The organism is Rhodococcus sp. SJ-3 (assembly GCF_051918125.1).
In the GTDB taxonomy this organism is placed as follows: domain Bacteria; phylum Actinomycetota; class Actinomycetes; order Mycobacteriales; family Mycobacteriaceae; genus Rhodococcus.
This window is the reverse complement of sequence record NZ_CM123306.1, coordinates 1,872,041-1,888,716: the sequence shown is the minus strand read 5'-3', so window position 1 is coordinate 1,888,716 and position 16,676 is coordinate 1,872,041. Positions and strand designations below refer to the sequence as shown.

14 protein-coding genes are annotated in these 16,676 nt (G+C 64.6%); 8 read left to right on the top strand and 6 right to left on the bottom strand.

Annotation, left to right across the window (positions count from 1 at the left end):
- Positions 1–8: 8 nt before the first annotated feature.
- The 4 genes from pdxR (at position 9) to ACTDXD_RS08530 (ending at position 5,324) form a co-directional block, all read left to right on the top strand.
- Positions 9–1,454: a MocR-like pyridoxine biosynthesis transcription factor PdxR gene (gene pdxR, locus ACTDXD_RS08545; protein WP_440126636.1), complete on the top strand. Its 1,446-nt coding sequence runs from the start codon at positions 9–11 to the stop codon at positions 1,452–1,454.
- 154 nt (positions 1,455–1,608) lie between these two features.
- Positions 1,609–2,376: a hypothetical protein gene (locus ACTDXD_RS08540; RefSeq protein ID WP_440126635.1), complete on the top strand. Its 768-nt coding sequence runs from the start codon at positions 1,609–1,611 to the stop codon at positions 2,374–2,376.
- Positions 2,377–2,530: 154 nt separating this feature from the next.
- Positions 2,531–4,330, top strand: a complete 1,800-nt coding sequence (locus ACTDXD_RS08535) for an alkyl/aryl-sulfatase (RefSeq protein ID WP_440126634.1) — start codon at positions 2,531–2,533, stop codon at positions 4,328–4,330.
- 115 nt (positions 4,331–4,445) lie between these two features.
- On the top strand, positions 4,446–5,324 hold the full coding sequence (locus tag ACTDXD_RS08530) for an SGNH/GDSL hydrolase family protein (RefSeq protein ID WP_440126633.1): 879 nt from the start codon (positions 4,446–4,448) through the stop codon (positions 5,322–5,324).
- 34 nt (positions 5,325–5,358) lie between these two features.
- On the opposite strand, the gene ACTDXD_RS08525 is transcribed toward ACTDXD_RS08530, so the two are convergent.
- The 3 genes from ACTDXD_RS08525 to ACTDXD_RS08515 all read right to left on the bottom strand — a co-directional run bounded on the left by ACTDXD_RS08525 (position 5,359) and on the right by ACTDXD_RS08515 (position 7,266).
- Positions 5,359–5,958, bottom strand: a complete 600-nt coding sequence (locus ACTDXD_RS08525) for a DUF2510 domain-containing protein (RefSeq protein ID WP_440126632.1) — start codon at positions 5,956–5,958, stop codon at positions 5,359–5,361.
- Between the two features lie 82 nt (positions 5,959–6,040).
- Complete coding sequence (locus tag ACTDXD_RS08520; protein WP_440126631.1) at positions 6,041–6,736, bottom strand: DUF4352 domain-containing protein; 696 nt, start codon at positions 6,734–6,736, stop codon at positions 6,041–6,043.
- Between the two features lie 35 nt (positions 6,737–6,771).
- Positions 6,772–7,266 (bottom strand): hypothetical protein, encoded by a 495-nt coding sequence (locus ACTDXD_RS08515; RefSeq protein WP_440126630.1) that lies wholly within the window; start codon positions 7,264–7,266, stop codon positions 6,772–6,774.
- A 136-nt stretch (positions 7,267–7,402) separates the two neighbouring features.
- On the opposite strand from ACTDXD_RS08515, the gene ACTDXD_RS08510 reads away from it, so the two are divergent.
- Positions 7,403–10,597, top strand: coding sequence for a type I restriction endonuclease subunit R (locus ACTDXD_RS08510; protein ID WP_440126629.1), 3,195 nt, complete (start codon positions 7,403–7,405; stop codon positions 10,595–10,597).
- 38 nt (positions 10,598–10,635) lie between these two features.
- Here the strand turns inward: ACTDXD_RS08510 and ACTDXD_RS08505 are convergent, their stop codons facing one another.
- Positions 10,636–11,643: an ABC transporter substrate-binding protein gene (locus ACTDXD_RS08505; RefSeq protein WP_440126628.1), complete on the bottom strand. Its 1,008-nt coding sequence runs from the start codon at positions 11,641–11,643 to the stop codon at positions 10,636–10,638.
- Between the two features lie 157 nt (positions 11,644–11,800).
- On the opposite strand from ACTDXD_RS08505, the gene ACTDXD_RS08500 reads away from it, so the two are divergent.
- Complete coding sequence (locus ACTDXD_RS08500; RefSeq protein ID WP_440126627.1) at positions 11,801–12,145, top strand: CD225/dispanin family protein; 345 nt, start codon at positions 11,801–11,803, stop codon at positions 12,143–12,145.
- Here ACTDXD_RS08500 and ACTDXD_RS08495 read toward each other — a convergent pair.
- Positions 12,084–13,187 (bottom strand): hypothetical protein, encoded by a 1,104-nt coding sequence (locus ACTDXD_RS08495; RefSeq protein WP_440126626.1) that lies wholly within the window; start codon positions 13,185–13,187, stop codon positions 12,084–12,086. The two genes, ACTDXD_RS08500 and ACTDXD_RS08495, sit on opposite strands and share 62 nt — an antisense overlap.
- Positions 13,188–13,217: 30 nt before the next feature.
- Positions 13,218–14,162 (bottom strand): GlxA family transcriptional regulator, encoded by a 945-nt coding sequence (locus ACTDXD_RS08490; protein ID WP_440126625.1) that lies wholly within the window; start codon positions 14,160–14,162, stop codon positions 13,218–13,220.
- A 130-nt stretch (positions 14,163–14,292) separates the two neighbouring features.
- Here ACTDXD_RS08490 and ACTDXD_RS08485 point away from each other — a divergent pair, with 130 nt between their 5' ends.
- Together ACTDXD_RS08485 and ACTDXD_RS08480 are read left to right on the top strand one after the other, a co-directional pair.
- Positions 14,293–14,931, top strand: a complete 639-nt coding sequence (locus ACTDXD_RS08485; RefSeq protein ID WP_440126624.1) for a cysteine hydrolase family protein — start codon at positions 14,293–14,295, stop codon at positions 14,929–14,931.
- Positions 14,932–15,100: 169 nt separating this feature from the next.
- Positions 15,101–16,660 carry an FUSC family protein gene (locus tag ACTDXD_RS08480; protein WP_440127589.1) on the top strand — a complete coding sequence of 520 codons (1,560 nt, stop codon included), beginning with the start codon at positions 15,101–15,103 and terminating at the stop codon, positions 16,658–16,660.
- Positions 16,661–16,676: the final 16 nt, after the last annotated feature.

Sequence of the window (16,676 nt, the reverse complement as noted above, 5' to 3'; positions counted from 1 at the left end):
TGGCAGCCGTGCCACGCGTATCCCCTCCTGTCCACCTGCCGTTGGCAGTGCCCGACGGGAAGGCGCCGCTGCGACACCGCATTGCCGAAGTGATCGTCGAGCAGATCCGACTCGGCCACTTACGGGTCGGCGATGCCCTCCCGTCGTCGAGGGTGCTTGCCGCCGAGTTGGGAGTGGCGCGAGGTGGAGTTGTCGAGGCATACGACGAGCTTGCCGCTTCAGGATTCGTTGTTGCAGTGCCCGGATCTGCTACCCGGATTGCCCCCGGGGCCGACATCGCTGCCCGCGCGCACACGCGACCCCATCCGGTCGCGCCCGACGCCGCACCGGTACCGCCGGCCCGAACCCGCCCCGCTCCGGCAGTCGTCGACCTCCGCCCCGGACTCCCCGACACGGCACTCATCGCCGAACCGTCGTGGCGGCGGGCTTGGCGCCGAGCTGCGAGTGCACCTCGGGCCACGGGTAGCGTCGACCCGCTGGACCACCCCGAACTTCGGCGTTCACTCGCCGTGCACCTGCGCCGTACCCGCGGAATCGCGGTGAATCCAGATGATCTCGTGATACTTCCCGGCGTTGCCGCGGCTACGCGTGTCCTTGCGGTGGCTGCCGGACTCGGCGCACGTGACGTCGCCTTCGAAGAACCCGGATACCATCGGGCCCGTCGCGCGCTGATCACCGAAGGTGCTCGTATCCGACCGGTTCCTGTCGACGACGACGGACTGCCTCCGCAACTCCTCGCCGACACCGATGCCGCCGTCTACTGCACACCCGCACACCAGTATCCGCTGGGATCGCGCATGCCCGTCGCGCGTCGCGCCGAGCTGGTGGACCGAGCGACAGCTACCGGAATGCTCGTGATCGAAGACGACTACGACGGCGAATTCCGGTACGACGTGTCGGCTCTGCCTGCTCTGCGCAGCGTCGACGGCGGACGCGACTGTGTCGCCTATCTCGGGACCGCGTCGAAGATCCTGTCGCCGACGTTACGGCTCTCCTGGCTGATACCGCCGGAGCCACTGCGCGCCAACATTTCCGAGGCGGTATCCGTGTGCGGTGAGGGGGCGAACGCGATGTCGGCACTCGCACTGTCCGCATTTATCGACGACGGATCCCTGACCCGGCATCTCGCGCGAACGGCGCGCACGTACCGGGCTCGCCGCGCCGCATTCGTGGACGCGCTCCGACGACGGACCGGCGACTTGGAGGGGGTGCGTGTGGTGGGCATCGATGCAGGACTGCACGTGGTGTTGCGCCTGCCCGATGGCCTCGACGACGTGGCGGTCGCGGTAACTGCCGAGCAACTCGGGGTCCGTACGACCCCGGTGTCGGTGCAGCTCGCCGGTGAGCAGGGACCGCGCGGACTGGTGTGCGGTTATGCCTGCCTACCCGAATCCGCAGCTGAGGAGGTTGCGACGGCCATCGCGACCGCGGTGCGGCAGACAATCGCCGGATAGGGAGACCACGCTGGTCCGATGAGGGTGTCGACCCGTGAGCAGGACCGGGCAGATGTGACGACGTCGTGGGTAACGGCGTGGTGATCGGACTCGATTTCCTCTGCGAGGCCGCGCCGACCATGTGCGTGTGGCCCGGGTAGTCGGAGGAGCACACTTGAAGCCCTACCTGAGGGTTCTTGCGGGGATGTTCGCGGGCATCACGCTGTGGCTGGCGATCGTGGAATTGATCCATGGCAATGCCGGGCCTACCCTCGTCCAGCTGATGTTCACTGTCGGTCTCGCTTACCTCGCTGTCGGCAAGCTGATACGAGAGCATCACTCGCGGGTCGAGGCCGAGCGCGACGCGCTCGCTGCCCGAGCAGAGGCAGGGCACCGCGCGTTCTTGGCTGGGCATCCGGCCGCATTCGCGCCCCCGCCTCCACTACCGCCTCCGTCGAAAGCGCGTCGCGGTGTCGTGATCGCCGTGGTTGTGGCAGCGTTCTTCGTGCTCATCGGGATCATCAGCGACATCTCCGACGGGCTCGATGCGCCATCCGAGGAGGGCGCGGTCACGACGCCGCAGTCGTCGGCTCGTGCAACCGCATCAGCTCCGCTGACGGTTCCGATGTCGACGGAGGCGGCGACGACGGCGCGCACTGTAGCGCCGGCGAGCACGGTCGCTGCCACGGCGAAACCTGCGAGCGCGTCGACCGCGATCATGCCGAACGTGATGTGCATGGACCTCCAGGCAGCGCAGGACGCGATTCAGGCTGCGGGCGTGTTCTATTCGAGAAGTATCGATGCCACGGGTGAGGGTCGAGCGCAGGTGTGGGATCGGAGCTGGATCGTGATCGAACAGGCGCCGGTGTCGGGTGCGGTGGTCGGTGAGGCGGATGCGGTGCTGTCGGTCGTGAAAGACGGCGAGTACAGCGGGTGCCGCTAGATCACGATCCGGAGATGCGCCGGATCTGACGTTGTGAATCTCCTGCCGATATTCGCCCGGAACGGGTGAGTCGGTGGTCGCTCGCCCCGGTTACGGTCACTGATTGGCGACCGCGTCCGATCCACGTCGATCGCGACCTAGCAGAGGAGTGCTGATGCCCGCTGATTTCTCTGACCGCACCGACTTCGACAATGCCGGTCGGGGCCTGGTTGCGGTGTTGGATCCCGCTCAGGTCCGTGCCGACGATGGTCGTGTGGTCTATGACGCCCAAGGGTTCGCCGCCGCCACCACAGGGGACTGCCCCGACACGGTGAACCCGAGTTTGTGGCGCCAGGCGCAGCTCACCGCCATCCACGGATTGTTCAAGGTCACTGAGGGTATCTATCAGATCCGCGGCTACGATCTGTCGAATATGACTCTCGTCGAGGGTGATACCGGTGTGATCGTGATCGATCCGCTGGTCTCTGCCGAGTGCGCCGCTGCAGGTCTGGCGCTGTACCGCGAGCATCGAGGTGACCGTGCGGTCACTGCCGTCGTCTACACGCATTCGCATATCGATCATTTCGGTGGCGTGCTCGGTGTTGTCACTGCTGACACGACTGTGCCGATAATTGCGCCGGAGCACTTCCTCGAGCACGCAGTTTCGGAGAACGTCTATGCCGGTGGTGCAATGCTGCGACGCGGGATGTACCACACCGGGATCGTCCTCCCGGTTGGCGCGACCGGCACCCTGGGCGCGGGACTCGGGCCGAGCACGTCCAGCGGAACTGTCGGGCTTCTCGCACCCACGTTGGACATCACCCACACCGGGCAGGAAGAGACGTTCGACGGCGTGCGGATGGTTTTCCAGGTCACTCCCGGCACCGAGGCGCCGTCGGAGATGAACTTCTATTTCCCCGACCGTCGCGCGCTGTGCTTGGCAGAGAACGCAACGCACAACCTGCACAATCTGCTCACCCTACGAGGCGCAGAGGTGCGCGATGCCCGTAACTGGTCGCGATATCTCGCCGAGGCGATCGAGATGTTCGCTCACGACTCCGATGTCGGATTTGCCTCGCACCACTGGCCCACTTGGGGCACCGAGAATCTGGTCGGGTACCTCAACGAGCAGCGTGACCTCTACGCTTACCTTCACGATCAGACACTGCGTCAACTCAACCAGGGGCTCGTCGGCAGCGAGATCGCCGAGAACTTCGAGATGCCGCCCGCACTGGACGCCGCCTGGCATACCCATGGATACTACGGTTCGGTCAGCCACAACGTGAAGGCCATCTACCAGCGCTATCTCGGGTGGTACGACGGCAATCCGGCGCACCTGTGGCAGCACCCGCCGGAAGAGGCCGCCACCCGCTATGTCCGCACGATCGGCGGCGTCGACGTCACTGTGGCGAAGGCGAAGGAGTTCGCCGACGAGGGCGACCTCCGGTTCGCCGCAGAGCTCGCAAGCCACGCGGTCTTCGCCGAACCCGACCATGCCGGCGCGAAACAGGTGCTCGTTGATGTTCTGACACGACTCGGCTACGGCTCCGAATGTGCAACGTGGCGCAACAACTATCTCGTTGGGGCAAGTGAAGTCACCGGTCCTGCACACCCTGCCGAGGTCAGCGCGGCAGGCATGGCTGCCGCACTCACCATCACCCAAGTCTTCGACAGTGTCGCCATTTGTATCGACGGTCCTCGGGCGTGGGATGTGAATGCAACGATCCGCTGGCATTTCACCGATCTCGATGAGACGTATCGGATGGAGTTGTCGAACGGCGTGCTGATCCACTACCCCACACGCCGGTCCGACCCTGCGGAGTTGGTGGTGACCCTCACCAAGCCCCAGTTGCTCGGACTTCTGGCCGGCGTCGACACTGACGGTGTCGTGATGGACGGCGACTCCACGGTCATCGCCAGGATCGTCGCGCTGACCGATCGAGCCGATCCCGGATTCTCGATCGTTACCCCGTAACGGACGCAGGACATGTGACGGTTCAGTATGTGTGGGAAATCGAACTGCGATGATTGCGCTGCTGTCACAGCGTCGCTACCGGATAATGACCTTCGTGAAGGCTGGTACATCTGACGTGACCGAGGGACGAAATCCAATTCCCGCGGTGCGCGCGTTCGTGGTGGCGGCGATCGTTGCTGCGATCGCCGTGTTGTCGAGTCCGGCTCTTGGCTCGGCGGATCCGAATATCCGCTACGTCGCGCTCGGCGACTCGAGAGCGGCCGGACCGTATCTCGACGCTGCAGCCCACGCCAACGGGTGCTCGCGGTCGAACCTCGGATACCCCGCGGTCGTGGCGCAGATACTCCATCCGGAATCGTTCACGAACGTGTCGTGCACCGGGGCTCGGACCGAGCACGTCACGTCGGTGCCGCAGCCGACGTCGGCCGGTCCGGTACCGCCGCAGCTCGAATCGCTTGCGCCGGACACCACGTTGGTCACCGTCAGCATCGGTGGAAACGACATTGCCTGGCCCAACCTGGTTTCCGCGTGCTACACCGATGCACCCGGCGTCGACGCGAACTGCAGGAACGATCCGGCAGTGGCCTCTCGCATGGACGCCGCGCTCGGCGCGCTCGGCCCGAAAGTGACCGCCACCCTCGGGGCGGTTTCCAGGAAGGCGCCGAATGCCCGAGTTCTTCTCGTCGGGCACGGCGGCATATTCGGCACCCGCGGATGCTGGCCCAACATCCCCACGAGCGACCCCGACGCCGCGTTCGTCAACGGTTTCTTCACCAGGATGAATCGTGTGCTGGCGGGCGCTGCTTCGGGTGCCGGAGCCCAGTTCGTCGATGTCACTGTCGGGGCAGAGGGGCACGACGCATGTGCCCTGCCCGGTTCCAGCTTCTTCGAAGGACGGTACTCGTTGTCGCTCGCTCGGCAACTGCATCCCACCGAAGCGGGAATGCGGCACATGGCCCGGCGGGTGGTGGATGTCCTGCACCGGGCCGGGTAAGGGGTACGGCGCGACCTGATGCGGGAAGGCGTTGTTACGGTGCGCCGTAGCCGTAGGTGTATTCACCGCTGGTCCAGTTCATCGTCGCGTGATACGTGCGACCGCGCATGCGACCGTCGCCGAGGTCTTCGGTGCCCACGAAGCACTCGAAAACGGTAGTGGTTTCACTCAGGTTGTCGGTTGAGCCCCCGTTCACCGGTGAACAGTTCACCGACAGAATCGGGCCGTCGTACATCCCATCGTTCACGTGCTCGACGGCCATTTCCTCGACGCTCGATTCGATGCTCGTCACACTCACCGAACGTGAGAGACGCTCGGCTGCATCAGCGGCTTCCTGCGTGGCCTTCTCCTGCGCGATACGCGCGGCTTCACGCTCTGCGGCTTCCTCTGCGGCGGCCACCTGAGCGGCGACCTGGGCGTCGTGATCGACCTTCCATGCAACCGTCCCACCCACGGCCGCGAGGACGACGATGACAAAGGCCACTAAGATCGGCTTCTTGCGAATCTTCCGTCTCGGCTTGTCGCTCGAATCAGGGTCGGGCAGGTCGAGCCAGGTGCTTCCGTCCCAGTAGCGCTGCCCGCCAACGGGATTCGGGTACCATCCGGCGGGAGTCGAGGAGTTCTTGATGGGCATCGGCGTGTTCCTTTCAGAAAACCTGTGGGGTGCGCCGGTGCGCCCGACCCCTCGTCGGGCGCACCAGCAGGGAATGGCGGAGTTACCTCAGCGAAACGGTCACTCCACCGGAGAACATGGAGTCGTGCAATTCGACCGCCGTGGGAACCGCCCCGACGGGCATGTCGAATACGAGGGGCATCGTGACGGTGTTGCCGGGGTTGATTTCATCCCAGAACGTCACGTCCGAATCGAGATTCAACGCAGCAGCCGTGTCGGGGCTGAAGGTGCGGCCCTGGTCGTCGATCAGCTCCTGGTCACTCGGGCTCAGACCCTTGGGCGCATCGGAGATGTTGCTGACCGTCATCGTGACGATCACGAACTGTCCCTGTGCTTCTTCGGCAAGAAACGGGTTGTCGCCCAGAGATGTCAGGCCGGCCTCGACTCCTGTGACCACGAACTCGAACTTGCCATCGCGCACCGGCATGTTCATGGAGGCCGCGGACTCCTCAACAGCGGTGGGTGACTCCACCTCCGGGGCAACGCCGGCAGGGGCACCGGCTTGCGGTGCCGAGGATGCGGGATCGGCAGCGCCGGTGGGTTCGTCGTCGCCGCCGCCCGATACCGAGACGATGACTGCGAACGCGACGAACGCCCCGACGATCCACGGCCACTTCTTTTTCTTCTTCGGTTGCGGAGCCGGTGCGAATCCGCCGGACTGTTGCCACCCGGTGGGTTGCGGGGAGTACTGCTGGGTGGGCGGCTGGATCCGCGGATCAGGCTGGTTCGGCATCGTCATGACAGGCCTCGTTTCATAGGGGGGCGAAATGTGGATCAGTGGCCGAGAGTGAGGTGCACTCCGGATTCGGCATCGGATTCGTCGTACGAGACGGATCCGCGATGCGAGATCTCCACGTCGTAGTACGACGCACCGCGTGGTACGTCGGAGACGGTGAAGAAGAACGTGCAGAAGTCGCCTTCGCTCACGCTGTAGGTCAGTGCTCCCGTTGCAAGCAGTGCGCCGGCGTCGTCGGAGACCCGCACTGCAGTGGAAGGCGAGATGTCGTCGTAGCCGTGGTCGCCTTCGCACTCGAATCCCGGCACAGTGCTGTCGGCGGCACCATCGATGAGCGTGACGGTGCCGCCGATCTCGAACAGGGGCGCGTCCGACGCGCGATCCGCAATGAGGGAACCGGTCGCGAGAAGAGCGCCGGTCATCGCCGCGGCGCACAGACCCACCGAGAAGCCCGGCCAGAACCGAGTGCCGGCTCCGCTGGCCTCGGTGAGAGGATCGGAATCGGCGGTCGGGGGAGCGAACTGAATGGTCACGGCGATCTCCTGATCGAGCAATCGGAACGCTCGAATCGTGCGTCCGAACCGAACCCGTGAACCACTTTCCTTCCGATAACCCGTATTATCGGCAGTCTGCCTCGCTCGTATCTGCGCGAGCTTCTAAATTGTGTGCATGGCAGACATTCTGGATTTCCCCGGCCGTCTCAACGAATCGGCATGGGAGCAGATGGCACTCGAGACGCTGGGCGAGCTCGGATGGCGATACATCCACGGCGGCGACATCGCTCCCGGATCCGGAGAGCGCACTTCGTGGGACGACCTCCTCGTGCCCTCACGCTTGCGATCCGCCATCGTCACACTGAACCCGCATGTACCTGCCAGCGCTGTGGACGATGCCGTCGCGCTCGTGGCAACAGCAGGCTCGACCGACGCCATCGCGGAGAACCGGGCCATCCACGAGTACCTCACCGACGGTTTGCGCAAGATCTCCTACACCGACGACGCCGGCGTCGAGGTCACGCCCACCATCCGTCTCGTCTCCGTCGACCCCGACGACAACGACTGGTTCGTCGCCAACCAGGTCACCGTGATCCGCGGAGACTACGAGCGCCGCTTCGATCTCGTGCTGTACATGAACGGAATGCCGGTCGCTGTCGTCGAACTGAAGAATGCCGGTAGCGAGTACGCAAGCCTGACCGATGCACATGCTCAACTGCAGACGTATCTGCGCGAATTCCCGCTCGCGTTCCGATACGCGGTGATGGCATTGGTATCGGACGGCGTCACCGCGTCCTACGGCACTCCGTTCACGCCCTTCGAGCACTTCTCCCCGTGGAACGTCGACGACGACGGCGCGCCCGTCGAACCCAGTGGCGAGCATCATCCACTCGACACCGCACTGTTCGGCCTGTTCAACCAGGAGCGCTTCCTGCAACTGCTCCGCAACTACACAGCATTCGACGAGAGTGAGAACGGCCTCGTCAAGCGAATCGCGAAACCTCACCAATACTTCGCGGTCACCAAGGCCGTGGGGTCGACCGTCGTTGCCGTCGGCTCCGGGGGTAAAGCCGGAGTGGTCTGGCATACGCAGGGATCCGGCAAGTCCATGGAGATGGAGCTCTACGCGAACCAGGTCATTCGCCATCCTCAGCTTGCGAACCCGACGATCGTGGTGATCACCGATCGCAACGAGCTCGACGGCCAGCTCTACGAAACCTTCGCGCGGTCGCAATTGCTCCCGGAGCATCCCAAGCAGATTCGACGGCGGGAAGAACTGCGCCAGGAATTGTCCGGTCGCACTACCGGCGGCATCTATTTCACGACGCTGCAGAAGTTCGGGAAGAGCCGCGAGGAACGCGAGGCAGGGCTCGGTCACCCCGAGCTGTCCGCTCGTCGCAACATCATCGTCGTGGTCGACGAAGCTCACCGGAGTCATTACGACGACCTCGACGGATACGCCCGCCACCTGCGTGATGCGCTCCCGAACGCAACGCTCATCGCATTCACCGGAACCCCGATCTCGTTCGACGACCGCAACACCCGGGCGGTCTTCGGCGACTACATCGACATCTACGACCTCACCCGCGCGGTCGACGACGGAGCCACCGTCCCCGTCCATTTCGAGAGCCGTCTGGTGAAGGTCGCGTTCGCCGGAGAGATCACCGAAGAGCAGATCGACGCCTCCGCAGACGAACTCACCGTCGGCCTTGACGACACCGAACGAACCCGCATCGAAAAGTCCGTCGCAGTGATCAACGCCGTCTACGGCACGCCAGCACGATTGCAGATGCTCGCGGAAGACCTTGTCGCACACTGGGAGAAGCGACGCTCCCAGATGGCGAAGTTCGTAGGCTCGGAAGAGAATCCGACCGCACCCGGTAAAGCGATGATCGTGTGCGCGACACGTGAGATCTGCGCCAACCTCTACAGCGAAATCGTCGCACTCCGCCCCGGCTGGCACTCCGACGATCTCTCGTCCGGGCGTATCAAGGTGGTGTACTCCGGAGACGCGACAGACCAGCCGCCGATCAGCGACCATGTGCGCCGTGATTCCGAGAACGCCGCAATCAAGAAGCGGATCAAGGATATCGACGACGAACTCGAACTCGTGATCGTCAAGGACATGATGCTCACAGGTTTCGATGCGCCGCCCCTGCACACCCTGTATCTCGACCGACCGCTCAAGGGTGCCTTGCTGATGCAGACGCTCGCCCGTGTCAACCGCACCTTCCGGGGGAAGAGCGACGGTCTGCTGGTTGCATATGCACCCGTGGCGGAGAATCTGGCCGATGCGCTGGCCGAGTACACGGCCTCCGACCGAACTACCAAGCCGCTCGGGCGACCGGTCGACGAAGCCGTCGACGCCGTCAAGAACTGCATGACGATCCTCGACAACATGCTGCACGGATTCGATTGGAGGGCGCACCGCAATGCTCCGGGGCGGCGTGCCTGGCTCGACGCGGTCCTCGCGACCGTCAACTTCGTGCGGGACAAGCAGAACCCACAGAACAAGGTGTCAGAAGGGGAGAAGACCCTCGCTGCTCGTTATCGCGAGCACGCGTCGCAGCTGTCGCGGGTGTGGGCGATCTGCAGTACCCACGAGGACGTTCAACCCCTGGCCCGCGACGCACGCTTCTTCGAAGAGGTCCGGGTGTATGTAGCGAAGTTCGATGCTGCCGAACGGCAAGCGAACGGTGTCGCAGTACCCGAGGACGTCAAGCGCGCATTGCGCGCCCTCATGGCTGCGTCAGTGGAATCCGGTGAGGTGCTGGACATCTACGACGCAGCAGGCATGCCCAAGCCGTCACTGGCCGATCTCAACGCGGACTTCCTCGAGCGCACGCTGCAGGCGAAGAACCCGGCCTTGGCGATCGAGGCGCTGCGCAAACTGGTATCGGAGGAATCCCGCAAGGTGTCGCGCCACAATTTGGTGCGGCAGCGCGCGTTTTCCCAGAAGCTCCAGGATCTGATGATCAAATACACCAACAGCCAGCTCACCTCGGCCGAGGTGATTGCGGCACTCGTCGAGGTCGCGAAGGAGGTGCAGGCCGAAGCGCAGCGTGGGCAGCGATTCGATCCGCCCCTGGGTGATCACGAGTTGTCCTTCTACGACGCGGTTTCCCAGAACGAGTCGGCGTTGGATGGGATGGGAGAAGACGTTCTCGCCCAGATTGCCCGGGAACTCGTCGGTGTCATGCGGCGCGATGTCAAGACCGACTGGAAGGTGCGTGAAGACGTCAAAGCCAAGTTGCGGTCGCAGGTGAAGCGTCTGCTGACTCGCTACAAGTACCCGCCGGACCGGCAGACCGGAGCGATCAAGTTGGTGCTCGTGCAGATGGAGGCGATCGCCCCGACGATGGCTGCGTGACCGGGCTCCGCTGCCCCGCAAGGCGGTTGGTCGGCACTTCAGGATCCGAGCATGTCCTGCAGGTCGTCGAACACCAGCATCGCGCCGGTGGGGCCGAGGCCGAGGAACCAGGTTTCGTCGCTGACCCGCTCCACTCGACCGTCCTTGACGGCCTCGATCTGGTTCCAGAGCGGCCCCGAGACGACGGTGGCCTCGTCGGTGCTTTCGGGCCGGCCGTAACTCGTGTAGAAGATCTGGTCTCCGTCGGCTTCCATGATCGTCTCGGGGCTCAGCTCCACCGCGAGCTCGTCGATGTCCTGGATTGCAGGTCGGGGGAGTCCGGCATCCTGCAGAATCACGCCGATGAACGACAAGTTCCCGTACAGACGGATCTTTCCCGACATGAACCGAACGAGTGAGATCGTGGGGTCACCATCGATCGATGCGCGGACCTCGTCGGCGCGCGCCTGGTAGTTGTTGAGAACTTCCATGGCCTCGTTCTCGTCGCCCACGGAATCTGCAACAAGCAGGAAGTTCTCCTTCCACGGAAATCCGGGCCTGATGCTGAACACGGTCGGTGCAATCGACGAGAGCTGCGGGTAGAGCTTGTCTGCGCGCAGCTGGCTGCCGAGAATCAGGTCTGGTTGAAGGGCGCTGATCGCTTCGAGGTTGAGGTTGTTGATCGTTCCGACATCGGCGACGCCGTCGAGCTTGTCGGCCAGGTAGGACGGCTGTCCGGAAGCGCTTTCCGGGCTGGCCAGGCCGACCGGCGTGATGCCGAGCGACAGGACGTCGTCGAGCTCACCGCTGTCGAGCACGATCACCCGTTCGGGTTTGCTCTCGATGACGGTCTCGCCGAGAGCATGAGTGACGGTGCGCGGAAACACTCCGGGTTCGGCGTCGCTGCCGAGCCTCGCCGTTTCGGTGTCTGCCGTGCTGAACCGTTCCCCGCCGGTCGCGACATCGGCATTTCCTGCAGCTTGCCCGGCAGTATCGTTCGAGCCGCAGGAAGCGAGCAACACAACTGTGAGCGCTGCGACGCCGACGCGAGACCAGGATCTGAGCATGTAGGTGAGGCTAACTTATAGCTTTCGATCTTGGTGGGGTGAGTCACGGTGTGCGAAACCAATTTGCCGTGCGAGGGAACCAAAACACGATTCGACGCATCCAAGTATGTGACGGGGGCGGTGTGCCTCCGCGCTAGTAGACGCACACGGAGGCACGATGACCCAGCAGTTCGCGCAGGCAGGTTTCCAGTACGGCCCGGCAGCCGCTCCCTCGCGACCGGCGCCGCCCGCGCAGAACACAGGTTGGGCGGTTGCCGCACTCCTCTTCTTCTGGCCGCTCGCATTCTCGGCGTTCGACAACTCCTCCAAGGTTTTCCCACTGTGGATGATGGGTGACTACGAGGGTGCCGACCGTGCGTCGGCGCAGGCGAAGAAACTCGGCAAGATCGCGCTGCTCGTCTGGGCAATATTCATGGTTTTGCTCATCGTGCTCTACGTCGTCATTTTCGCTGTGGCGATGGCCGGCGTCGAGGCAGTGACGGAGTATCCGTCGTATCGGTGAGTTGTTCGGCCCGGACCGTGATGTGGTGTGACAGCACGGCCATGCTGAACAGGCCGACCGCGAGGTTGGGCAGCGCACCGAATCCTGAGGTGGCGAACTCGGCCAGCGCGTTGAGAGCAGTGAAGATCAGCGCCGCGGTGCGCAGGGCGCGAAGCCCGCGCAGTGAGTCGGTGCGATGCACCGCGATCATGGCGGGTAGTGCCATTGCCAGCGTGATCGTCGCACTTGCGAACAGGATGCCGCTGGTGATGCTCATCCTGTCGATGTCGATCCGGGTGTCGGCGGTCCCGAGATGTACTCCGCCCGTCACGATCTGCACGACGCCGAGTGCCACGCCCGCAGCGGCGGCCAGCACCATGAGCCATCCGACGACCGGAACCCAGCGTGGGCTACGGAACAGCTTCGGGATCATGCGGCCCGCCAACCGCTGACCTGCTTCGAGACGATCATCGCGGTGTTCTGCTGAGTCGAGTACCGCGCGCACACCCTCGATCGTGTGCGTGTCGCCACCGAGCATTCGTGCTTGATCGAGCATGAGTGCGGCGGCCTCGCGTCGGTGCGGTGGGATGCCACCGGCGAGTCCGTCGGCGGCGATGGCAGCAGCGTTGGCGAGGTATTCCTGTGCAGTCGGAGCGCGGGCGATCCGAACCAGTCGGTTCGCCACGAGGACGACGACGATGAGTACGTACATGATTTCTGCGGACGGACCGTAGAAATAGTCGTTGTCTTTCGTGACGAACTTGCCGATCTCGTCGAGAAACAGGCCGAAGCCGATGCCGCCGACGACAACTGCGAGCAGTCGTGGCCCGAACCCGAGGAAGAGCCAGCCGATCAGAAGTGCCGTCATCATTGCAGCCCCGCCGTAGAGCGCGTGTGCGATGTGCAGTGTCTCACCGCCCACCTGCGGGTAGCCGGTCAGTTCCAGGTAGAGGCGGGTGACGAGAATCGTGATGATGGCGATGACGAGAAAGGCCTCTGCGTAAGTGCTGCCGTAGGCGGTGCGCAGCACGTGCCGCTTCGCGTTCCCGGATCCGTCCGTCACGGAATCTGATTCAACCGGATCGGCGGCGTTTCAGCCGGAGAACTGGCGTCGGTAGGAGCTGGGTGTGGTTCCGAAGGCCGACGCGAAGTTCTGCCGGAACGTCACAGTGCTCCCGAAGCCGCACGTGGACGCGACAGCGTCGATGCCCCAGTCGGTGGTTTCGAGCAGGACTCGCGACTCGTGCAGGCGACGCTCGAGTACCCATTGTGCGGGGGTCGTGCCGGTGGTGCGCTGAAAGTGGCGCACGAAGCTGCGCCGGCTCATCTTGGCGTGTTCGGCGAGTCGTTCGACGGTGAGCGGCTCGTCGAGGTGGGTTTGTGCCCAGTCCATGGTGTCGGTGATCGCGGTGTCGCCCGCAGGCCGGCGGAGGGGGCGCTCGATGTACTGGGCTTGCCCGCCTTCGCGGTGCGGAGCGACGACGAGGCTGCGTGCCACTCGTGTGGCGACCGCCGATCCGAGATGTTTGCGCACCAGATGCAGGCACGCATCGATCGACGAGGCGGTGCCCGCCGACGTGATGACGTCGCCGTGGTCGATGTACAGCACGGATGCGTCGACTTCGGTACCGGGATGTCGTTCGGCGAGCTGGGGCATCATCGTCCAGTGGGTGACGGCTGGGCGGCCGTCCAGGAGTCCGGCTTCGGTGACGGCGAACGCGCCGAGGCACAGTCCCGCGATCGTCGCGCCACGCTCGTGTGCGTCCCGCAGCGCCGATGACAGTGCGGTGCTCACCGGTATGAGCGACTGAGGCCAGGACGGAATGATGACGATGTCGGCCCAGTCGACGGTCTCCGGGCCAGCGAGTTCACCCACCGGGTATCCCTCGACGGTGCGAATCGATTCCGAGTGATCGGACCAGAGCCGGGTCTCCCAGTCGGAGGCGAGACCGAGTCGTCCGAGCTCGCCGAACACCATCAGCGGGGCCGCGAGGTGGAACATCGTGATGCCGTCGAACGTGTAGATCGCGATCTTCATTGGATCTCCAAGGCTGGCCCGAACTCATCGGAAGTCGGCATATGTGCCACTCGTGGACAGCGTAGACCTATCGAACAATCGATGGGCAGGCGCACATCCGGAGCGCACCACACAACCCGAGGAGCCCATCGTGACCACACCCCGCCGTGCACTCGTCGTCGTCGACGTCCAGCAGGAATACTTCGACGGCCCGCTCGAAATCCAGTACCCGCCACGTGACGAATCGTTGGCCAACATCCTCAGCGCGATGGATGCCGCGTCCGCGGGTGGTGTGCCCGTGATCGTCGTGCAGCACCGAATGCCCGAGGGTGCCCCCGTATTCGTCGAAGGTTCGAAGGGCTGGGCCCTTCATCCGGAGATCGAACAGCGTGCAGGCACGGCGACGAAGCGGGTGCACAAGGATTACGGAAGCGTATTCGCCGGAACCGACGTGGCGGAATGGTTGCGCGCACGCGACATCGACACGATCACGATCGTCGGATACATGACGAACAATTGCGACCTCGCCACCGCTGTCGAAGCCGAAGGATTGGGCTTCGCCGCCGAGATCCTCTCCGATGCCACCGGCGCGATTCATCTGGCCAATGAGGCCGGAAGCGTGTCGGCCGAGTCTCTCCACAGCGCACTGATGGTCTTGCTGCAATCGAACTTCGCTGCCGTAGCGACGACCGGGGACTGGGCCAAGGCGGTGGAGTCCGGCGCGTCACTGCACAAGAGCAACCTGGTCGAGTCCGCCCTGCAGGGGCGCTCGGCGGCAGGCTCCGCCTGACCGCGGATTCCGGGTCCGATGGCGTGAGATGCGCCTCATGCGCTTTCCTGGATTCGGGGATGGCCTCGTCCGCTTCCTACTCTGAACAGTTGTGGCGAACGGAGCGGATGGTCAGCAGGCGGTGGCCACTGATCTCCCCATCCCCGCTCCGGGCTCGCTGCGGACGGCGATGCTGGCAGTGCCGCCTCACGGGCGGCGCTGGCCGGGTGCGGCACGTGCCGCACTGACGGTTGCATTACCGGGGTTCATCGGTGTCGCGATGGGGTTGGGTTCGGTTGCGGCAGTCGCCACCCTCGGCGCATTTGCCGTCGTCTACGGCGAAGGAAGGCCCTACCGGAAACGGTGGCGAGTCATCGCGATCGTCGGGCTGGTTCTCGTCGCGTTGGCAGGGGTCGGCGCAGCCATCGGGTCGGAGGTCCATCGTGTCGTGAGCGCGGGGGGATCCGCGTGGTGCACGATGGCGGTGGTACTCGCGATGACGGTAGTGGTGGCGGTATGCGCATTCGTCGTCGATGCGCTGCGTCTCGGCGCGCCCGGAGCGTTCCTGCTGCTGTTCACCCTGGAAATCGCATCCTTCCTGCCTGCCTCAGGTGTGTCCGTCGCGTCGGTCGTCACGTGGACTGCGATCGGCGCGGGCACGGCGCTCGTAGTCGGGATGTCCGGCGTGCTGGTCCGGCCGCGCACCCCGGAACGTATCGCGGTCGCTGCCGCGGTTGCCGCTGTCGACGCCGTGATGGCGGAGAACTCGGCGATGCGTCGCCGCACCGCGGTCCACGATCTGCACGCCGCGTGGCAATGCCTGCACGATGCGGGGCTCGCCGAATCGGCGGGAAACGCCGATGCGGAGACCTTCCCGGACCATCCGCTGACACAAGAGTTGTATGCCGCCCATCTGCGCTGTACCGCAGTTCTCCATGCGGGCCACCACGATGAAGCCACCCCTGCGGACCACCTCAGGCCGCAGATCCCGCTGCGCAGGCCCTCGGTGCGTTACCGGCTTGCTCGTGCGGCGCACCTTCGAGCACGGTCGACGACCATTGTGGTGCGGCTGCTTGTCGCATGCCCGGCGGCCGGGGCGATCGCCGTCGCGCTGGGAGTCGGCAGGTCGGATTGGGCGGTCATCACGGCTGCGATGATCCTGCACCAGGGACCGGACCGGATCCTCGGCACGTACCGGGCAGTTCACCGGTTCGTCGGCACGGTGCTCGGTCTCTCATTGCTCGCCGGACTGGTGTGGTTCGATCTGCACGGCGCTGCGCTCGTGGCCGTCCTGGCTTTGGCGATGGCCGGGACGGAGAACTTCCTGGTGCGCAACTACGGACTGGCGATGGTGTTCATCACCCCGCTCGCGATGATCCTCGGTGTACTCGGAACGCCGGGCGATCTGGCAACGGTTGCTCAGGACCGATTCCTCGAAACGGTGGTCGGGGTGACTGTGGCGGTGGTTGTCATGTGGTGTGTGCTGCCGCGCGCGCATCGCAGGCACCTCACATTCGCGGATGCGCGGATCCGTGACCGCATCTCGGAAATGACAATCGCGACCGACGGCGAGGACCTTCCCGAGCTGCGTCGCGACCTCGAGTTCGACCTGCACGCCTCCACCGCCGCAGCCATCACGGCCGCTCACACCGAACCTGTATGGGCCCGCGATCATTGGCCGGAGCACCGTCGTCTGCACGAACTCGGCTACCGGATTCTGACGTCCTCCGGTGGTCTCTGTCGCGGATGAAGGCCGGGGGCCGGTA